The following is a 14983-nucleotide window of genomic DNA, read 5'->3' on the forward strand; positions in this document are numbered from 1 at the left end:
CGCCACCACCGCCGCCCCCACCGGCGACGAGCGCACCGCCGCCCCCACCGGCGACCACGTCGTCCGCGGCGGCCCCGCCGCCGGCGACCACCACCCCGACCGGCCCGCGGCAGGTGACCTACTCGGTGACCGGCACCAAGGCCCCGGGCGACATCATTTCGGTGACCTACGTCGACGCGTCGGGCCGGTCGCGCACCCAGCACAACGTGTACATTCCCTGGTCGATGACCGTGACACCGATCTCGACGTCCGATGTCGGATCAGTCCAGGCGTCCAGCCTCTTCCGGGTCAGCCGGCTCAACTGCTCGATCACCACCAGCGACGGGACGGTGCTGTCGTCGAACAACAGCGACGCGCCGCAGACGAGTTGCTGATGGTCAGCAGGTATTCCGCCTATCGGCGGGGTTCGGACACCATTCCGCCGGATGTCGTCGATCGCATACTCATGGGTGCGTGCGCCGCCGTCTGGTTGGTGCTGCTCGGCGTGAGCGTGGCCGCGGCCGTCGCGCTGGTGGACCTGGGCCGGGGCTTTCACAAGGCGGCCAGGGGATCGCACACCTCGTGGGTGTTGTACGCCGTCATCATCGTTTCCGCGCTGATCATCGCGGGGGCGATCCCGGTGCTGGTGCGGGCCCGTCGCATGGGTCTGATCGAGCCGGCAGCCCGGACGGCCGCGCGTCCGCCGAGCCGGCCTCCGGTGCGCCTGATGGCCCCCGCGCCGCGCACCGCGGCCGAGCGCGCCCGCCAGCCGCGGGCGCAGGCGGCGGGGCCGGCCACCGAGTGGTCGGGCGCGGCGGTGGACCGGATCTGGTTGCGCGGCACCGTCCTTCTGGCGGGGACGATGGGCGCCGCGCTGATCGGGGCGGCCACGGCGACATACCTGATGGCCGTCGGGCACGACGGTGGGTCCTGGGTGGGCTACGGGCTGGCCGGGGTCATCATCGCAGGGATGCCGGTGGTGGAATGGCTGCACGTCCGCCAGCTGCGCCGCCTGGCTGATGGGCGTTAGCATCTCGCCTCGCGGAAACAGGTCGCAGCCAGTTAAGCCTCGTGGCGGCCAAGTACGACGGCGACCAACATTGCACCGACCGTTGCCAGTACGTCCGAGACCTGGCGCGGCTGCGCAAGCTTGCAGAGCTCGCTGGAGCGTCGTCCGGGTGATCGCTGAGGACAAACCCGAACACGTCATGCATCGCGTTCGTGCCGCGTTTACCCATCGAGGGCACCGCGAAAGTTAAACCAACGCTACGGTTTTCGGCGTGTCGTATGCGTGGTGAAAGTGTCGCGGAACGCTAGTGCTCGCCGTTGGTGGAGCCGTTGGAGCCGTTGATGCTCTCCTGGTATTCGCGCAGCGCGGTGAGTGAGCGTTGCTCGCCGGAGTGCGCCGCCTCGCGCAGCGCGGCGTCCTCGGACGCCGGATCGGCGAACAAGAAGCTGCCGCTGCCCGGTGTGCCGGCGGAGCCTAGCTTGTTCATCCGCTTGGGCACCGCCGCGCCCTCGTACTCCAGCGGGATCGCGTGGCCGTGGGCATCGACCGGTCCGAGCGGCTGATGCAGCTCGATGTAGGCACCGTGCGGCAGCCGCTTGATGATGCCCGTCTCGATGCCGTGCGCGAGCACGTCGCGGTCACTGCGCTGCAGACCGATGCACCACCGATAGGTGATGAAGTAGACGAACGGCGGCAGGATCACCATGCCGATGCGCCCGATCCACGTCGTCGCGTTCAGCGAGATGTGGAACTTGAACGCGATGATGTCGTTCATCGCGGCGAGCGTAAGCACCATGTAGAAGGCGATCGCCATGGCCCCGATCGAGGTGCGCACCGGAACGTCACGCGGCCGCTGCAGCAAATTGTGGTGCGCGTAGTCGCCGGAGAACCGCTTCTCCAGGAACGGGTAGATGATCAGCAGGATGAACACCGCGCCCATGATCAGCGCGACCCAGACCGGGGCGGGAATGGTGTGGTGCCAGAAGTAGAACTCCCAGGGCGGCCAGATGCGGGCCAGGCCCTCCGTCCACATCATGTAGAAGTCGGGCTGGGAGCCCGCGGAAACCTGAGATGGCTTGTAGGGACCCAGGTTCCAGATCGGGTTGATCTGTAGCAGGCCACCCATCAGGCCCAGCACGCCGACGATGGCCGCGAAGAACGCGCCGGACTTCACCGCGAAGATCGGCATCACCCGCACGCCGACGACGTTGTGTTCGGTGCGGCCGGGGCCGGGGAACTGGGTGTGCTTCTGGAACCACACCAGCGCCAGGTGAAGACCGATCAGGGCCAGGATGATCCCCGGCAGCAGCAAAATGTGCAGCGCGTAGAGCCGGGGGATCAGGATGGTGCCGGGGAAGTCGCCGCCGAACAGCGCCCAGTGCAGCCAGGTGCCGATCACCGGCATGCCCAGCGTGATCGACGACAGCGCGGCGCGCAGGCCGATGCCCGACAGCAGGTCATCGGGCAGCGAGTAGCCGAAGTAGCCCTCGAACATCGACAGGATCAGCAACAGCGAGCCGATCACCCAGTTGGCTTCGCGGGGACGGCGGAACGCTCCGGTGAAGAAGATGCGCGCCAGGTGCACCATGATCGCCCCGGAGAACATCAGGGCGGCCCAGTGGTGGATCTGGCGCACGAACAGGCCGCCGCGGACCTCGAACGAGATGTTCAGCGCCGATTCGTAGGCGCGGGACATCTCGACACCGCGCAGCGGTTGGTAGATGCCGTTGTAGGTGACGTCGACCATGGACGGGTCGAAGAACAGCGTCAGGTACACGCCGGTGATCAGCAGGACGATAAAGCTGTACAACGCGATCTCGCCCAGCAGGAACGACCAGTGGGTGGGGAAGACCTTGTTGAGCTGCCTGCGCACCGCCGCCGACGGGTGATAGCGCGTGTCGATGTCCTCGCCCTGGCGGGCCAGGACGTCACCGATCTTCGGGGGACTCAGTTTGGGACTCATGTTGTCGTCCTCTCCCAGAATGCCGGACCGACGGGCTCGATGAAGTCACCGTTGGCGACCAGATACCCGTTGGAGTCAATGGTGATCGGCAGTTGCGCCAACGCACGCGCGGCGGGGCCGAAAATCGGCTTGGCGAAATGCAGTGCGTCGAACTGCGACTGGTGACACGGGCACAGGATTCGGTAGGACTGCTCCTCGTACAGCGACGCGGGGCACCCCAGGTGCGAGCACACCTTGGTGTAGGCGAAGAATTCGCCCCAGTTGAAGCTCTCCTGACCCTGACGCTTGACCATCCGTGGCATGTCGGTCGGTCGAATGCGGATGAGCATCACCGGGTTTCGGACGCCCATCTGGATCGCGGTCAGCTTCTCATGCGACTCGGGGGTGGTGCCGTCGCCGTCGGACTCGCGCCACGGGAAGACGGTCTCCATGCCGCCGGCGTCCATGTCCTCGGGGCGCATCTTGACGAACGGCGCTCCCGAATGCGAACCGGTGGCCCGCGCCAGGAAGATGGTTTCGCCGTGATAGCGCGGGGTCCAGCCCGACGTCCACAGCGCGGCCTTCATGCCCTCGGCGGTGGGCACGACGGGCTTCCACGGGTTCTTGATCAGGCCGCCGGCAAACGCGACCAGGGTGCCCAGCCCGAACGCGCCCAGCCCCATGCCCAGCGACAGCCCGACGAGCTTGCGCCGGCCGATCGTCGAACCCTGGTAGGCGTCGCCCAGGTTCGCCACGACCGTCTTGCGGTCGATCTCGCGCGAGGCGCCGTCGTGGCGATCCTGAATCGAGATCTCTTCGGGGATAAACCTTTTCTGGTAGAGAACAGCGCCGATCGCGATGCAGAGGATGGACATCCCGAAGGTGAAGCCGTACAGCGGGGTGGCCAGGTCGTACAGGAAGCTGCCCGAGGCCTCCTTGGGCCGGTATTCCCACGGCCAGAACAGGAAGACCACCAGCAGCGCGAGTCCGAAGCCGCCGCCCAGCAAAAGCCAACGCGCCACGGAGCGCTCGGCGCGCTTCTCGGCCTTGGTGCCCTCGACGGGCCAGCGCGGCTCCTTGAAGACGGTCTCGACGCCGTCGAGCCTGCCGCCCAGCGCCACGAGTTCCTGCTGCGACATCGCGGCCAGCGCCGCCTCGTCGGGCTCCCGGCCCACCGGATCCTTATCGGTGTCGCTCATGATGCTCGCGCCCCAATCCACAGTGCCAACCCGATGGCTGCCACCATCCCGATGATCCAGAAGGCCATGCCCTCGGGTGCGGGTCCGAATCCGCCGAGGCCATAGCCACCCGGCTGCCGTTCTTCGCTGACCGCCTTGACGTAGCCGATGATGTCCTTCTTGGCGTCGAAGGACAGCTGGCGGTCGGAGAACTTCGGCATGTTCTGCGGGCCGGTCAGCATCGCGGTCAGGATCTGCTGCTCGTTGGCCGGACCCAGGTCGGGCGCGTACTTACCCGACGACAGCGCGCCGCCCTTGCCGGTGAAGTTGTGGCACGACGAGCAGTTCAGCCGAAAGAGGTCGCCGCCGCGGCCCAGGTCCTCGCCACGCAGCGAGTGCATCGCGAGGCTGCCGTCGGGGTTGCGCACGACGGTGGGTCCGCCGCCGTTGGCCTGCACGTAAGCACCGATCGCGTCGATCTGAGCCTCGTCGAAGATCGGTTCCTTGCGCGGCGCTTGCGCCTCGCCGCGCATCGCGGGCATCCGGCCGGTGGACACCTGGAAGTAGACGGCCGCCTCGCCGACGCCGACCAGGCTCGGCCCGTGGTCGACCACGCCCTGCAGGTTGGCACCGTGGCAGGACACGCAGGACGTCTCGAACAGCTGCTTGCCGGTGCGCAGCAGCGCCGACGACGACTCGTCGGCGACGGCCACCTGCGGGGTGGGGGTCAGCACGGCCGCCAGGCCACCGGCGATGGTCAGCGCGATCAGCAGCAGCAAGCCACCCGACAGCCGGCGCCGCAGGCGCCGGCGCGAGCGATCACGCTGCCCTTTTCGCGGCTGACCCCGCCGCACACCGTTTCGGGTAGACCCCAGTTTCTTCAACCGAGCACTCCTGTCCGTCTAGGTCTAGCGCCGGCTCATCGGATGAAATAGATCACGGTGAACAGCGCGATCCACACGATGTCGACGAAATGCCAGTAGTAGGAGACGACGATGCTGGCCGTCGCCTGCGCGGGCGTGAACTTGCTCATCGCGGTGCGGGCCAGCAGGAAAATGAAGGCGATCAAGCCGCCCGTCACGTGGAGGCCGTGGAAGCCGGTGGCCAGGTAGAAGACGGTGCCGTAGGCGCTGCCGGGGATGGTCGTCCCGTGCGACATCAGGTGGTAGTACTCGTAGCCCTGGCCGAGGACGAAGAACAGGCCCATCAGGAACGTGATCACATACCAGCGGCGCAGGCCGAACACGTCGCCGCGTTCGGCCGCGAACACGCCCATCTGACACGTGAACGACGACGCGATCAGCACGAGCGTCACCGGCACGGCCTGGTAGAGGTTCAACTCGGTGGGCGGCGGCGGCCACTTCCCGCCGGCCTGTGCCCGCGCCGTGAAATACATCGCGAACAGGCCAGCAAAGAACATGAGTTCGCTGGAAAGCCAAACTATGGTGCCGACGGCCACCATGTTGGGCCGATTCAGCGAATGCACTCGCGACGTGATCGCAGTACCCGAGGTCCCCACAGCGCTGGTCACATCCGCAAGTATGACGCTTTGTAGTTGTCGAACTCTACCCGGGTCGGAAATTTCGCGAATCGGCGTTTCCGGCGCGCTGAGCGGCCTCCCGTCCGGCAACGATTGGGGGCGCGGTGATCCTCGTGGGACCATCGGCGCGTGCCCGCGTCATCCGAACCCGCTGAGGCCCCCGGTGAGCCGCCGTCGTGGTCCCGGGTCCTCGGCCGCCTGACGGGCGGGCAGGACCTGGCGCGGGGCCAGGCCGGCTGGGCCATGGACCAGGTCATGTCCGGCGACGCGAGCCCCGCCCAGATCGCCGCCTTCGCGGTGGCGATGACGATGAAGGTCCCCACCGCTGCCGAGGTGAGCGAGTTGGCCGACGTCATGCTCAGCCACGCCCGCTCGTTGCCCGCCGCGGGAATTCCTGACGACGCAGTCGACATCGTGGGCACCGGGGGCGACGGCGTCAACACCGTCAACCTGTCCACGATGGCGTCGATCGTGGTGGCCGCCGCCGGGGTGCCGGTGGTCAAGCACGGCAACCGGGCGGCGTCGTCGCTGTCCGGGGGCGCCGACACGCTGGAGGCGCTCGGGGTGCGCATCGACGCAGAACCCGACGAGGTCGCGCGCAGCGTCGCCGAAGTCGGGATCGGGTTCTGCTTCGCGCCGTTGTTTCACCCGTCCTACCGGCACACCTCCGGCGTGCGCCGCGAGATCGGGGTGCCGACGGTGTTCAATCTCCTTGGGCCCCTTACCAATCCGGCCAGACCGCGGGCGGGTTTGATCGGCTGCGCGTTCGCCGACCTCGCCGAGGTGATGGCCGGGGTGTTCGCGTCGCGCCGGTCCAGCGTGCTGGTGGTGCACGGCGACGACGGCCTCGACGAGCTGACCACCACCACCACGAGCACGATCTGGCGGGTGCAGGCGGGCACGGTGGACCGGCTGACGTTCGACCCGGCCGGGTTCGGATTCGACCGCGCCGAGCTGCGCGAGCTGGTCGGTGGCGACGCCCAGGCCAACGCCGCCGAGGCGCGTGCGGTGCTGGGCGGGGCCACGGGCCCGGTCCGCGACGCCGTCGTGCTCAACGCCGCCGGGGCGATCGTTGCCCACGCCGGCTTATCCAGCCGCGCCGAATGGTTGCCGGCGTGGGAGGACGGGCTGCGGCGGGCCTGCACGGCCATCGACTCCGGGGCGGCCGAACACCTGCTCGCGCGATGGGTGCGGTTCGGCCAGGAGCTCTGACTCGATCTGCGCCAGATCCTGTTGGGAGGCCACCCGCGCCGAGCGGGCCAGCGCGGCCCACGCCGACCAGGCGCCGGCCGCCCGCAGGGGTGAGGCCCACCCGTCGTCGGTGGCGCCCGAAACCCGCACGATGCGCACCCCGGGCGCGGCCAGCCAGCGCGCGATGAGCGCCGTCTCCTCCACCAGCGCGCCGCCGAGCGGGGCCGCCGCGCGCAGGATCGCCTGTGCGCCAGCGTGAATCGCGTCGATCACCGGCATCGGCGGTACCCCGCGCCTGGCCGTGCCGGCCGCCGCGAGCTGCCCGTAGCGAACGACGGCCAGGTGGTAGCCGCCCTGGCCGTCGGGCGCGGCGGCGATCAGCTCGGGCAGCGCGGCCAGCGCCCGCAGCCGCTGGCCGCGCCACAGCACCTCGATGGCGGCGGCGACGCGGTCGCGCAGCCGCGCGGCGCTCTCGAAGTGTCGTTGCTCGGCAAGCGCCGTGACCTGGCGCACGGCGGCTTCCAGGGGGCCGTCGTCGAGCCCGTCGATCAGCGCCGCGACCCGCGCCACCGCCGCGGCGTACTGGGTGGCGGTGGCGCCGCGCTGCGCCGGACACGGCGACACCTCGACCTCCGGACAGGCCGGCCCGTGCAGCGCCGAGCGGCCCAGCCGCGCGGTGCAGGTCCGGGCGCCGGTGAACCGCGCCAACACGGCCGCCGTGTCGGCGGCGTCGGTGCGGGAGCGAAACGGCCCGACGGCGCGGTCGTGGCGCGGCGCCCGCACCGCCGCCAGCCGCGGAAACGCCTCGTCGGTGAGGGCCAGCCACCACCACCGCTGCGGGAACCGGGACCGCCGGTTGTAGGGCGGGGCGTGGGCGGCCAGCATCCGCAGCTCTCGCACGCCGGCCTCCAGCGCGTGCGCGCACTCGACGTGGTCGACGGCGCCGGCCAGCGTGACCATCTCCTTCATCCGGCCGCGGGGATCGGCGCCGGTGAAGTACTGACCCACCCGTCGCCGCAGGTCGACGGCGGTCCCGACGTAGAGCACCTCGCCCGCCGGTCCGCGGAACAGGTAGACCCCGGGCCGGTGCGGCAGCCCTTCGGCCAGCACCTTTTTGCGGCGCTGGGCCGGTGTCACGTCGGGCAGATAGGACCGCAGGTCGGCATAGGTGTGCACGCCCTGGTTGCCGACTCGCTCGATGAGGGCGTGCAACACCTCGACGGTCGCGCGGGCGTCGTCGAGCGCGCGGTGCGTCGGCTGCGCGGCGACGGCGAACAGTCGCGCCAGCGCGGCCAGCCGCACGCTGGGGGCCTCCTCGCGGCTGAGCACCCGGCGGGCCAGGCGGACCGTGCACAGCACCGGCGGCCGGGGCCAGGCGATGTCGCATCGCCGGGCGGCCGCCCGCAGGAATCCGACGTCGAACCCGGCGTTGTGCGCGACCAGCACCGCGCCCCCGGCGAACTCGAGAAACATCGGCAGCACCGCGTCGATGGTCGGGGCGTCGCACACCATCGCCGTCGTGATGCCGGTGAGCTGCACGATCTGGGGCGGGATGCTGCGCTGCGGGTCGACGAGAGTGGCGAACTCGCCCAGCATGACGCCGCCGCGGACCTTGACCGCCCCGATCTCGGTGATGGCGTCGCACGGCGCGCCGTCGGCGCTTTTCGTGCGCCCGCCGGTGGTCTCCAGGTCCACCACGACGAAAGTCGTTTCGCGCAAAGGGAGTTCGTCGACTGGGGAGGCGACCGGGTCCCAGCGCGGGCCCAAGTCGGCGAAACTCAGCTGAGTCGCACCGCTCGCACCCATGGCGGTGACGTTAGGCATGTCCACCGACAGCCGCGGGGTTCCCACGCCGGGCGGGACGCGGCGGGCGATACATGTCAGTGGCCGTCGTTAGCGTGCGGGTATGAGCTTCACGAGGCCAGACCGAGAGGACGGCACCTGATGGCATACGGCAACGGCAAGACGCACCCCGACGGGGCGGCGCCGGTGGTGATCGATTGTGACGACTGCGCGGTGCGCGGCCCGGGCTGCCGCGATTGCGTGGTCAGCGTCCTGCTCGGGGTGCCGGAGACGTTGTTGCAGGACGAGCGGGAGGCACTCGAGGTGCTCGCGGAGGTCGGGCTGGCGCCGCGGTTGCGTCTGGTGCCGATTCATCGCGGCCGCGGGTCTGGTGTAGCTTAATTGCCTTGTGCGCCAAAACCGCTGGACCGTCTTAGGGGATTGCCATCATTCACAAAGTAAGGCCAGAAATCTTTCCGATTTCTTAACGATCCCGCTTGGACAAACGTCGATATCGTTTCGTAACCTGTTTGAGACCTAAACTCGTCCGACGGCGCGCCGGCAGTGCCAGGCATCAGCCGTCCTAGGCCGTTTAAGGATGCAATTTTGAGCTTCGCTAGTAGGTACCCGTGTGCGCGTGTCATTACACGTTCTGCCCTCGGGACGTTAGCGGGCTTGACCGTCTTCGCGGGGACTTTTGCCGCGAATTCCTCGGCCGATCCGGCCGAGGACGCGCTGGCAAAACTCAACCAGCTGTCGCGTCAGGCCGAGCAGACCACCGAGGCGATGCACACCGCACAGCTCGACCTCAACCAAAAACTGGCGGCCCAGCAGGCGGCGGAGAAGAAGCACGCCGATGACCAGGCCGCGGTGGATTCGGCGAAGGCACGCCTGGCCGCCTTCCAGGGAGCCGTCAACAAGCTCGCCGCCGCGCAGTACATGGGTGGCCGCGTCGACGGCATGGAGGCCATGCTGACCGCGGGGTCGCCCCAGGGCCTGATCGACAAGCTGGCCGTGCAGCGGCTGATGGCGACTCAGATGCGCACGCAGATGGCGAACTACCGCATCGCCGGTGAGCAGGCCGCCAAGGCCGAGCAGGCATCCGCCAAGTCCGCCGCCGACGCGAAGAGCGCGGCCGAGCAGGCCGCCGCGGTACGGGCGAGCCTGCAGTCCAAACAGAGCCAGCTGCAGGTGCAGATCGCCGTCGTCAAGTCGCAATACGTGTCCCTGACACCGCAACAGCGCACCGCGCTCGCCGACCCCGGGCCGATCCCGGCGGGTCTCCCGGCTCCGGGCGCGCCGGCACCGGACGCGGTGCCACCCGGCGCGCCGCCCGCCGACGCTCCGCCGATCAACGCAATGATGCCCGGAATGCCAGGCCCCGGGGTGCCCGGAATGGCCCCCGGCGGTGTGGGCGGCGGTGACCGCGCGACCGTCGTGCAGGCCGCGCTGACCCAGGTCGGCTCGCCCTATGTGTGGGGCGGTGCCGCACCCGGTGGTTTCGACTGCTCCGGTTTGGTGATGTGGGCGTTCCAGCAGGCCGGCATCTCGCTGCCGCACTCCAGCCAGGCACAGGCCCAGGGCGGTCAGCCGGTGGCGCTGTCGGATCTGCAGCCCGGCGACGTGGTGACCTTCTATAACGACGCGTCACACAGCGGGCTTTACGTCGGTGACGGCATGGTGATCCACTCCTCCACCTACGGCCAGCCGGTGCGGGTGGTTCCGATGAATGCCGCAGGCCCAGTCCACGACGCCCGCCGCTACTGACCGTCCCGCCTGGCGTCGGCGGCTGCCGATCCTGCTGGCCTGGGTGTTTGCCCTCGAGCTGATCGTGGCCGCGGCGGTGCCGTTCGACCAGGCCGGCGACAGCAAGGCGCGACACGCGCAACTGGTCACGCCCGCGCGCAGTCAGGCCGGCGCCGGGGCGAAATCGCTGGTGGTCGGCGACCGCACCGTCCGCCTGGTCGGCCTGGGCGGCCCGGCCAGCGACCGGCTGCTGTCCCGGGTGGCGACCAACATCGGCACCGCCATCAAGGCGGTGGAGGCCTTCTGGGGTGTGGACTGGCCGCGCGAGATCTCCGTGCTCGCCGCCGGCTCCGACGAACAGTTTCGCGCCGCGGCCGGCGGGGGACCGCCGTCGCAGTGGGCCGACATCGCGGCCGTGACGGTCGCCGAGCGCGTCGACCCCGTGCACCGGGTGGTGCTCGGTCAACGGATCGTGTTCGCGCCGGGCGCTGCCAACATGAACGAGGGCGCGCTGCGAATTGTCTTGACGCACGAGCTTTTTCACTACGCCGCCCGTCCTTACACCACGTCGGACGCGCCCGAGTGGCTCACCGAGGGCGTGGCCGATTTCGTCGCCCGGCCGCAGACCCCGGTGCCCGCCGATGCGTTGCCGGTGCCGCTGACGCTGCCGACCGATGCCGATCTGGAGGCGCCGGGGCCGCAGCGCTCGCTGGCGTATGACCGCGCGTGGTGGTTCGCCCGGTTCGTGGCCGACACCTACGGGGCGCCCAAGCTGCGCGACCTGTACCTAGCCAGTTGCGGTGTGGGGCACACCGACGTGCCCACCGCCGTGCACGCGGTCCTCGACATCGACCCCGCCGGGCTGCTGGTGCACTGGCACCAGTGGGCGGCCCGCTAGTGCGGGATTGCCTGACTCCTCCTCAGACCGTGACACGGTCTGCATCGTCGCCAGGCTAGCCTACGCAGGTGAGCCGGGTCCTGCTGGTAACCAACGACTTTCCGCCCCGCCCGGGCGGCATCCAGTCCTACCTCGGCGAGTTCGTCGGGCGGCTGGCCGGCGCTGGCTCGCACTCCGTGCTGGTGTACGCGCCGCAATGGAAGGGCGCCGACGCCTTCGACGACGCCGCCGAGGCGGCCGGGTACCGGGTGTTGCGCCACCCGGGCACCCTCATGCTGCCGGGCCCGGCGGTGGACGGGCGGATGCGCCGGCTGATCGGTGAGCACGGGATCGACACCGTCTGGTTCGGCGCGGCCGCGCCGCTGGCGCTGCTGGCGCCGCGCGCCCGGCAGGCGGGGGCGACCCGGGTGCTGGCCAGCACGCACGGCCACGAGGTCGGCTGGTCGATGCTTCCGGTCGCGCGGTCGGTGCTGCGTCGCATCGGCGACGGCACCGATGTCGTCACGTTCGTGAGCCGCTACACCCGGTCGCGCTTCGCGTCGGCGTTCGGCCCCGAGGCGAGGCTGGAATACCTGCCGCCCGGCGTCGACACCGACCGGTTCCGGCCCGATCCGGCCGCCCGGGCCGAGCTGCGTGCCCGCTACGGGCTCGGCGAGCGGCCGACCGTGCTGTGCCTGTCGCGGCTGGTGCCGCGCAAGGGTCAGGACGCCCTGATCAAGGCGCTGCCCTCGATCCGGCGGCGGGTGGACAGGGCGGCGCTGGTCATCGTCGGTGGCGGGCCGTACCTGGACGCGCTGCGCAAGCTGGCCAACGACTGCGGCGTGGCCGAGCACGTGACGTTCACCGGTGGTGTGCCGGCCGACGAACTGCCGGCCCACCACGCGCTGGCCGACGTTTTCGCGATGCCATGCCGCACCCGCGGCGCGGGCATGGACGTCGAGGGCCTGGGCATCGTCTTCCTGGAGGCCTCGGCGACGGGCGTGCCCGTGATCGCCGGGCTGTCGGGCGGGGCCCCGGAAACCGTGCGGCACAACAAGACTGGGCTGGTGGTCGACGGCCGCTCGGTGGATGAGGTCGCCGAGGCCGTCGGGGAGTTGCTGGCCGATCCGGAGCGGGCCGCCGCGATGGGCGCGGCCGGCCGCGAGTGGGTGACGTCCCAGTGGCGCTGGGACACGCTGGCGACGCGGCTGAGCGACCTGCTGCGCGGCTAAGTGTGGCTGGCGGTTAATCCTTCTCGTAGATCGATTCGATGTCGGAGGCGAACTTCTCGGCCACCACGTTGCGCTTGACCTTCATCGTCGGCGTCAGCTCGCCGGTGTCCTCGGTGAAGTCCACCGGCAGGATGCGGAACTTGCGGATCGACTCGGCGTGCGACACCGCCAGGTTGGCGTTCTTGACGGCGGCGTCGATCTCGGCGAACAGGTCGGGGTCGGTGGCCAGATCGCCCACCGACGCGTCGGCCGGCTTGTGGTTGCGCTCCTTCCAGGGGCCGAACGCCTCGGGGTCGATGGTGATCAGCGCGCCGATGAACGGCTTGGCGTCGCCCACCACCATGGCCTGACTGATGAGCGGGTGCGCCCGCAGCTGGTCCTCGAGCACCGCGGGGGCGACGTTCTTGCCGCCGGCGGTCACGATGATCTCCTTCTTGCGGCCGGTGATCTTCAGGAAGCCGTCCTCGTCCAGCGCGCCCAGGTCGCCGGTCTTGAACCAGCCGTCGGTGAACGCGTCACGGGTGGCCTGCTCGTTGTGCCAGTAGCCGCTGAACACCACGCCGCCGCGCACCAGCAGCTCGCCGTCCTCGGCGATGCGCATGCTGTTGCCGGGCAATAACGTTCCGACGGTCCCGATCTTGACGTTGCCGACCTGATTGACCGTGATGGCCGAGCTGGTCTCGGTCAGGCCGTAGCCCTCGTGGATGGTCAGGCCCACCCCGCGGTAGAAGTGGCCCAGCCGCGCGCCCAGCGGAGCGCCACCTGACACGGACGCGTGGCAGTCGCCGCCCAGCGCCGCGCGCAGCTTGTGGTAGACCAGCCGGTCGAACAGCGCGTGCCGGGCCCGCAGCAGCAGGCCCGGTCGCCCGCCGTCGGCGTGGGCCTGGCTCCAGTCGACCGCGGTTTGCACGGCCATCGCGAAGATCCGGCCGTTGCCGTCGTTGGCGGCGTTCTGCTCGGCGGTGTTGTACACCTTCTCGAACACCCGCGGCACCGACACCACCACCGTCGGCTTGAACACCGCGAACATCGGCAGCAGGTTCTTGATGTCGCTGGTGAAACCGACCGTCACCTTGTTGGCGAACGCGGACAAGGTCAGCGACCGGGCCAGCACGTGGGCGAGCGGCAGGAACACCAGCAGCCGCTGCCCCTCGTTCAGCAGGGTCGGCAGGCATTCCTTGGCGCCGCGGCTCTCGTAGAGCAGGTTGGAATGGGTGAGCTGGCAGCCCTTGGGCCGCCCGGTGGTGCCCGAGGTGTAGATCAGGGTGGCCGGGTCGTCTGCGCGGAGCGCGTCCAGCCGGGCGGTCAACTCGGCCGGTTCGACGTCGGCGCCGGCTTCGACGAGCTGCTCGAGCGCCTTGGGGCCCGAACCGTCGATGTGCAGCACCCGGCGCAGCTCGGGCAGCTCGGCGGTGAGCTCGGTGACCATGGCCGCGTGGGCGTCGGTCTCGGCGAAGGCCACCACCGCTCCCGAGTCCTGCAGCACCCAGCGCACCTGCTCGGCCGACGACGTCTCATAGATCGGAACGGTGACCGCACCCACCGCCAGGATCGCGAGGTCCAGGATCGCCCACTCGTAGCGGGTGGCAGAAAAGATGGACACCCGGTCGCCGGCCTGCACCCCGAGGGAGATCAGGCCCAGCGCCGCGGCACGCACCTCCTTGGCCGCCTCGGCGCAGGTGACATCGGTCCAAACCCCGTCGATCTGCCGTTGGAAGATGACGAAGCTGGGGTCGTCGCGCTCGTGCTCGAAGACCATGGCCGCGACGTTTTCGTGCTCGCCGACGGTAAAGCGGGCGGGGACGCTGTACTCACGCACTGTGGTGACCTCGATTGGTAGTGACGTTCCCCGCCCCCTGCGGGGCCGGCTTGCTGTTGCCCAGCCTAATCCGCAAATTTGCGCAGCATGGCTGAGGTCGGCCGGGCGGCCACGAAGCTTGCGCAGTCGCGCCGGGTGCCTAGATGTACTGACCTGAGAGGTTAGGTACGCGGCTGGCGGGTGGTTGGCCGCCGAGTGCGGTGTGGCCGCGGTGGTGATTGTAGGTGTGGAGCCAGATGGCGAATTCCGCGCATCGTTCAGCGTCACTGCGGTAGAGCCGGGCGTAGGCCCATTCGTCGGCCAGGGTGCGGTGGAATCTCTCCACTTTGCCGTTCGTCTGGGGGCGATACGGTCGGGTGCGGCGGTGCTCGATCCCGCCAAGAGCGTCGCGGAACACATAGGATCGATAGCAGGATCCGTTGTCGGTCAATATTTTTCGAACGCAGATGCCGCACTGTGCGAACCAGGCGTTGGCGCGTAGCCAAAACGCTGCTGCGGTCTCTTTGCGCTCATCGGTCAGCAGCTCGCTATAGGCCAGCCGCGAGTGCGCATCGATAGCGGTGTGCAGGAAGTGATAGCCGCGCACGGGCCGGTAGTGCTTGTCGAGGACGCCGGTGCTGCGATCGGCCCGGGCGTTGTGCTTGCCTGCGCTGCGACCCAGCATGCGCCAACCGCCGCCGGCGGGGAC

The 14983-nt window shown here is 69.6% G+C and carries 13 protein-coding genes and 2 pseudogenes; 8 read left to right on the forward strand and 7 right to left on the reverse strand.

Features of this window, described 5'->3' with window-relative positions; genetic code table 11:
- The 3 genes and pseudogenes from AWB92_RS20355 to AWB92_RS30670 form a co-directional block, all read left to right on the forward strand.
- A partial coding sequence (locus AWB92_RS20355) for an MmpS family transport accessory protein (protein ID WP_241523532.1) occupies positions 1-374 on the forward strand: 374 nt, incomplete at its 5' end.
- The gene (locus AWB92_RS20360; RefSeq protein ID WP_085188861.1) at positions 374-1009 is read left to right on the forward strand and encodes a DUF2561 family protein; all 636 of its coding nucleotides are present in this window, start codon (positions 374-376) and stop codon (positions 1007-1009) included. The genes AWB92_RS20355 and AWB92_RS20360, both read left to right, overlap by 1 nt.
- Before the next feature lie 38 nt (positions 1010-1047).
- Positions 1048-1238 (forward strand): annotated as a pseudogene (locus AWB92_RS30670) (hypothetical protein); the annotation flags it as partial.
- 54 nt (positions 1239-1292) lie between these two features.
- On the opposite strand, the gene AWB92_RS20370 reads toward AWB92_RS30670, so the two are convergent.
- The 4 genes from AWB92_RS20370 to AWB92_RS20385 form a co-directional block, all read right to left on the reverse strand.
- The gene (locus AWB92_RS20370) at positions 1293-2951 is read right to left on the reverse strand and encodes a cytochrome bc complex cytochrome b subunit (protein ID WP_085188863.1); all 1659 of its coding nucleotides are present in this window, start codon (positions 2949-2951) and stop codon (positions 1293-1295) included.
- Positions 2948-4129: a ubiquinol-cytochrome c reductase iron-sulfur subunit gene (locus AWB92_RS20375; RefSeq protein ID WP_085188865.1), complete on the reverse strand. Its 1182-nt coding sequence runs from the start codon at positions 4127-4129 to the stop codon at positions 2948-2950. The genes AWB92_RS20370 and AWB92_RS20375 overlap by 4 nt, the downstream gene beginning before the upstream one ends.
- Positions 4126-4962 (reverse strand): cytochrome c, encoded by an 837-nt coding sequence (locus AWB92_RS20380; RefSeq protein ID WP_142282209.1) that lies wholly within the window; start codon positions 4960-4962, stop codon positions 4126-4128. The genes AWB92_RS20375 and AWB92_RS20380 overlap by 4 nt, the downstream gene beginning before the upstream one ends.
- Before the next feature lie 65 nt (positions 4963-5027).
- On the reverse strand, positions 5028-5639 hold the full coding sequence (locus AWB92_RS20385) for a heme-copper oxidase subunit III (protein ID WP_066913412.1): 612 nt from the start codon (positions 5637-5639) through the stop codon (positions 5028-5030).
- A gap of 138 nt (positions 5640-5777) precedes the next feature.
- Between AWB92_RS20385 and trpD the strand changes: the two genes are divergently transcribed.
- Positions 5778-6860 carry an anthranilate phosphoribosyltransferase gene (trpD, locus tag AWB92_RS30675; protein WP_142282210.1) on the forward strand — a complete coding sequence of 361 codons (1083 nt, stop codon included), beginning with the start codon at positions 5778-5780 and terminating at the stop codon, positions 6858-6860.
- On the opposite strand, the pseudogene AWB92_RS20395 reads toward trpD, so the two are convergent.
- Positions 6798-8663 (reverse strand): annotated as a pseudogene (locus AWB92_RS20395) (DEDD exonuclease domain-containing protein); the annotation flags it as partial. The gene trpD and the pseudogene AWB92_RS20395 sit on opposite strands and share 63 nt — an antisense overlap.
- A gap of 120 nt (positions 8664-8783) precedes the next feature.
- Between AWB92_RS20395 and AWB92_RS20400 the strand changes: the two are divergent.
- From AWB92_RS20400 to pimB, 4 genes are all read left to right on the forward strand, one after another.
- Positions 8784-9023 (forward strand): hypothetical protein, encoded by a 240-nt coding sequence (locus AWB92_RS20400; RefSeq protein ID WP_085188869.1) that lies wholly within the window; start codon positions 8784-8786, stop codon positions 9021-9023.
- 204 nt (positions 9024-9227) lie between these two features.
- Positions 9228-10388: a peptidoglycan hydrolase RipC gene (gene ripC, locus AWB92_RS20405; RefSeq protein WP_085188871.1), complete on the forward strand. Its 1161-nt coding sequence runs from the start codon at positions 9228-9230 to the stop codon at positions 10386-10388.
- Positions 10389-10431: 43 nt separating this feature from the next.
- Positions 10432-11265: a hypothetical protein gene (locus tag AWB92_RS20410; RefSeq protein ID WP_142282212.1), complete on the forward strand. Its 834-nt coding sequence runs from the start codon at positions 10432-10434 to the stop codon at positions 11263-11265.
- A gap of 68 nt (positions 11266-11333) precedes the next feature.
- A complete protein-coding gene (pimB, locus tag AWB92_RS20415; RefSeq protein WP_085188873.1) occupies positions 11334-12476 on the forward strand; it encodes a GDP-mannose-dependent alpha-(1-6)-phosphatidylinositol monomannoside mannosyltransferase in 1143 nt (380 codons plus the stop codon).
- Positions 12477-12489: 13 nt separating this feature from the next.
- On the opposite strand, the gene AWB92_RS20420 is transcribed toward pimB, so the two are convergent.
- Positions 12490-14295, reverse strand: a complete 1806-nt coding sequence (locus AWB92_RS20420; RefSeq protein ID WP_085188875.1) for a long-chain fatty acid--CoA ligase — start codon at positions 14293-14295, stop codon at positions 12490-12492.
- A 139-nt stretch (positions 14296-14434) separates the two neighbouring features.
- On the reverse strand, positions 14435-14983 hold a 549-nt coding region (locus AWB92_RS20425), incomplete at its 5' end, for an integrase core domain-containing protein (RefSeq protein ID WP_142282211.1).

Source organism: Mycobacterium sp. IEC1808 (assembly GCF_002101935.1).
Lineage (GTDB): Bacteria > Actinomycetota > Actinomycetes > Mycobacteriales > Mycobacteriaceae > Mycobacterium.

Bases quoted from the DNA above. Each gene is read 5' to 3' on its own strand.
- AWB92_RS20360 (WP_085188861.1), top strand. From the start codon at position 374: ATGGTCAGCAGGTATTCCGCCTATCGGCGGGGTTCGGACACCATTCCG.
- AWB92_RS20370 (WP_085188863.1), bottom strand. From the start codon at position 2,951: ATGAGTCCCAAACTGAGTCCCCCGAAGATCGGTGACGTCCTGGCCCGC.
- AWB92_RS20375 (WP_085188865.1), bottom strand. From the start codon at position 4,129: ATGAGCGACACCGATAAGGATCCGGTGGGCCGGGAGCCCGACGAGGCG.
- AWB92_RS20400 (WP_085188869.1), top strand. From the start codon at position 8,784: ATGGCATACGGCAACGGCAAGACGCACCCCGACGGGGCGGCGCCGGTG.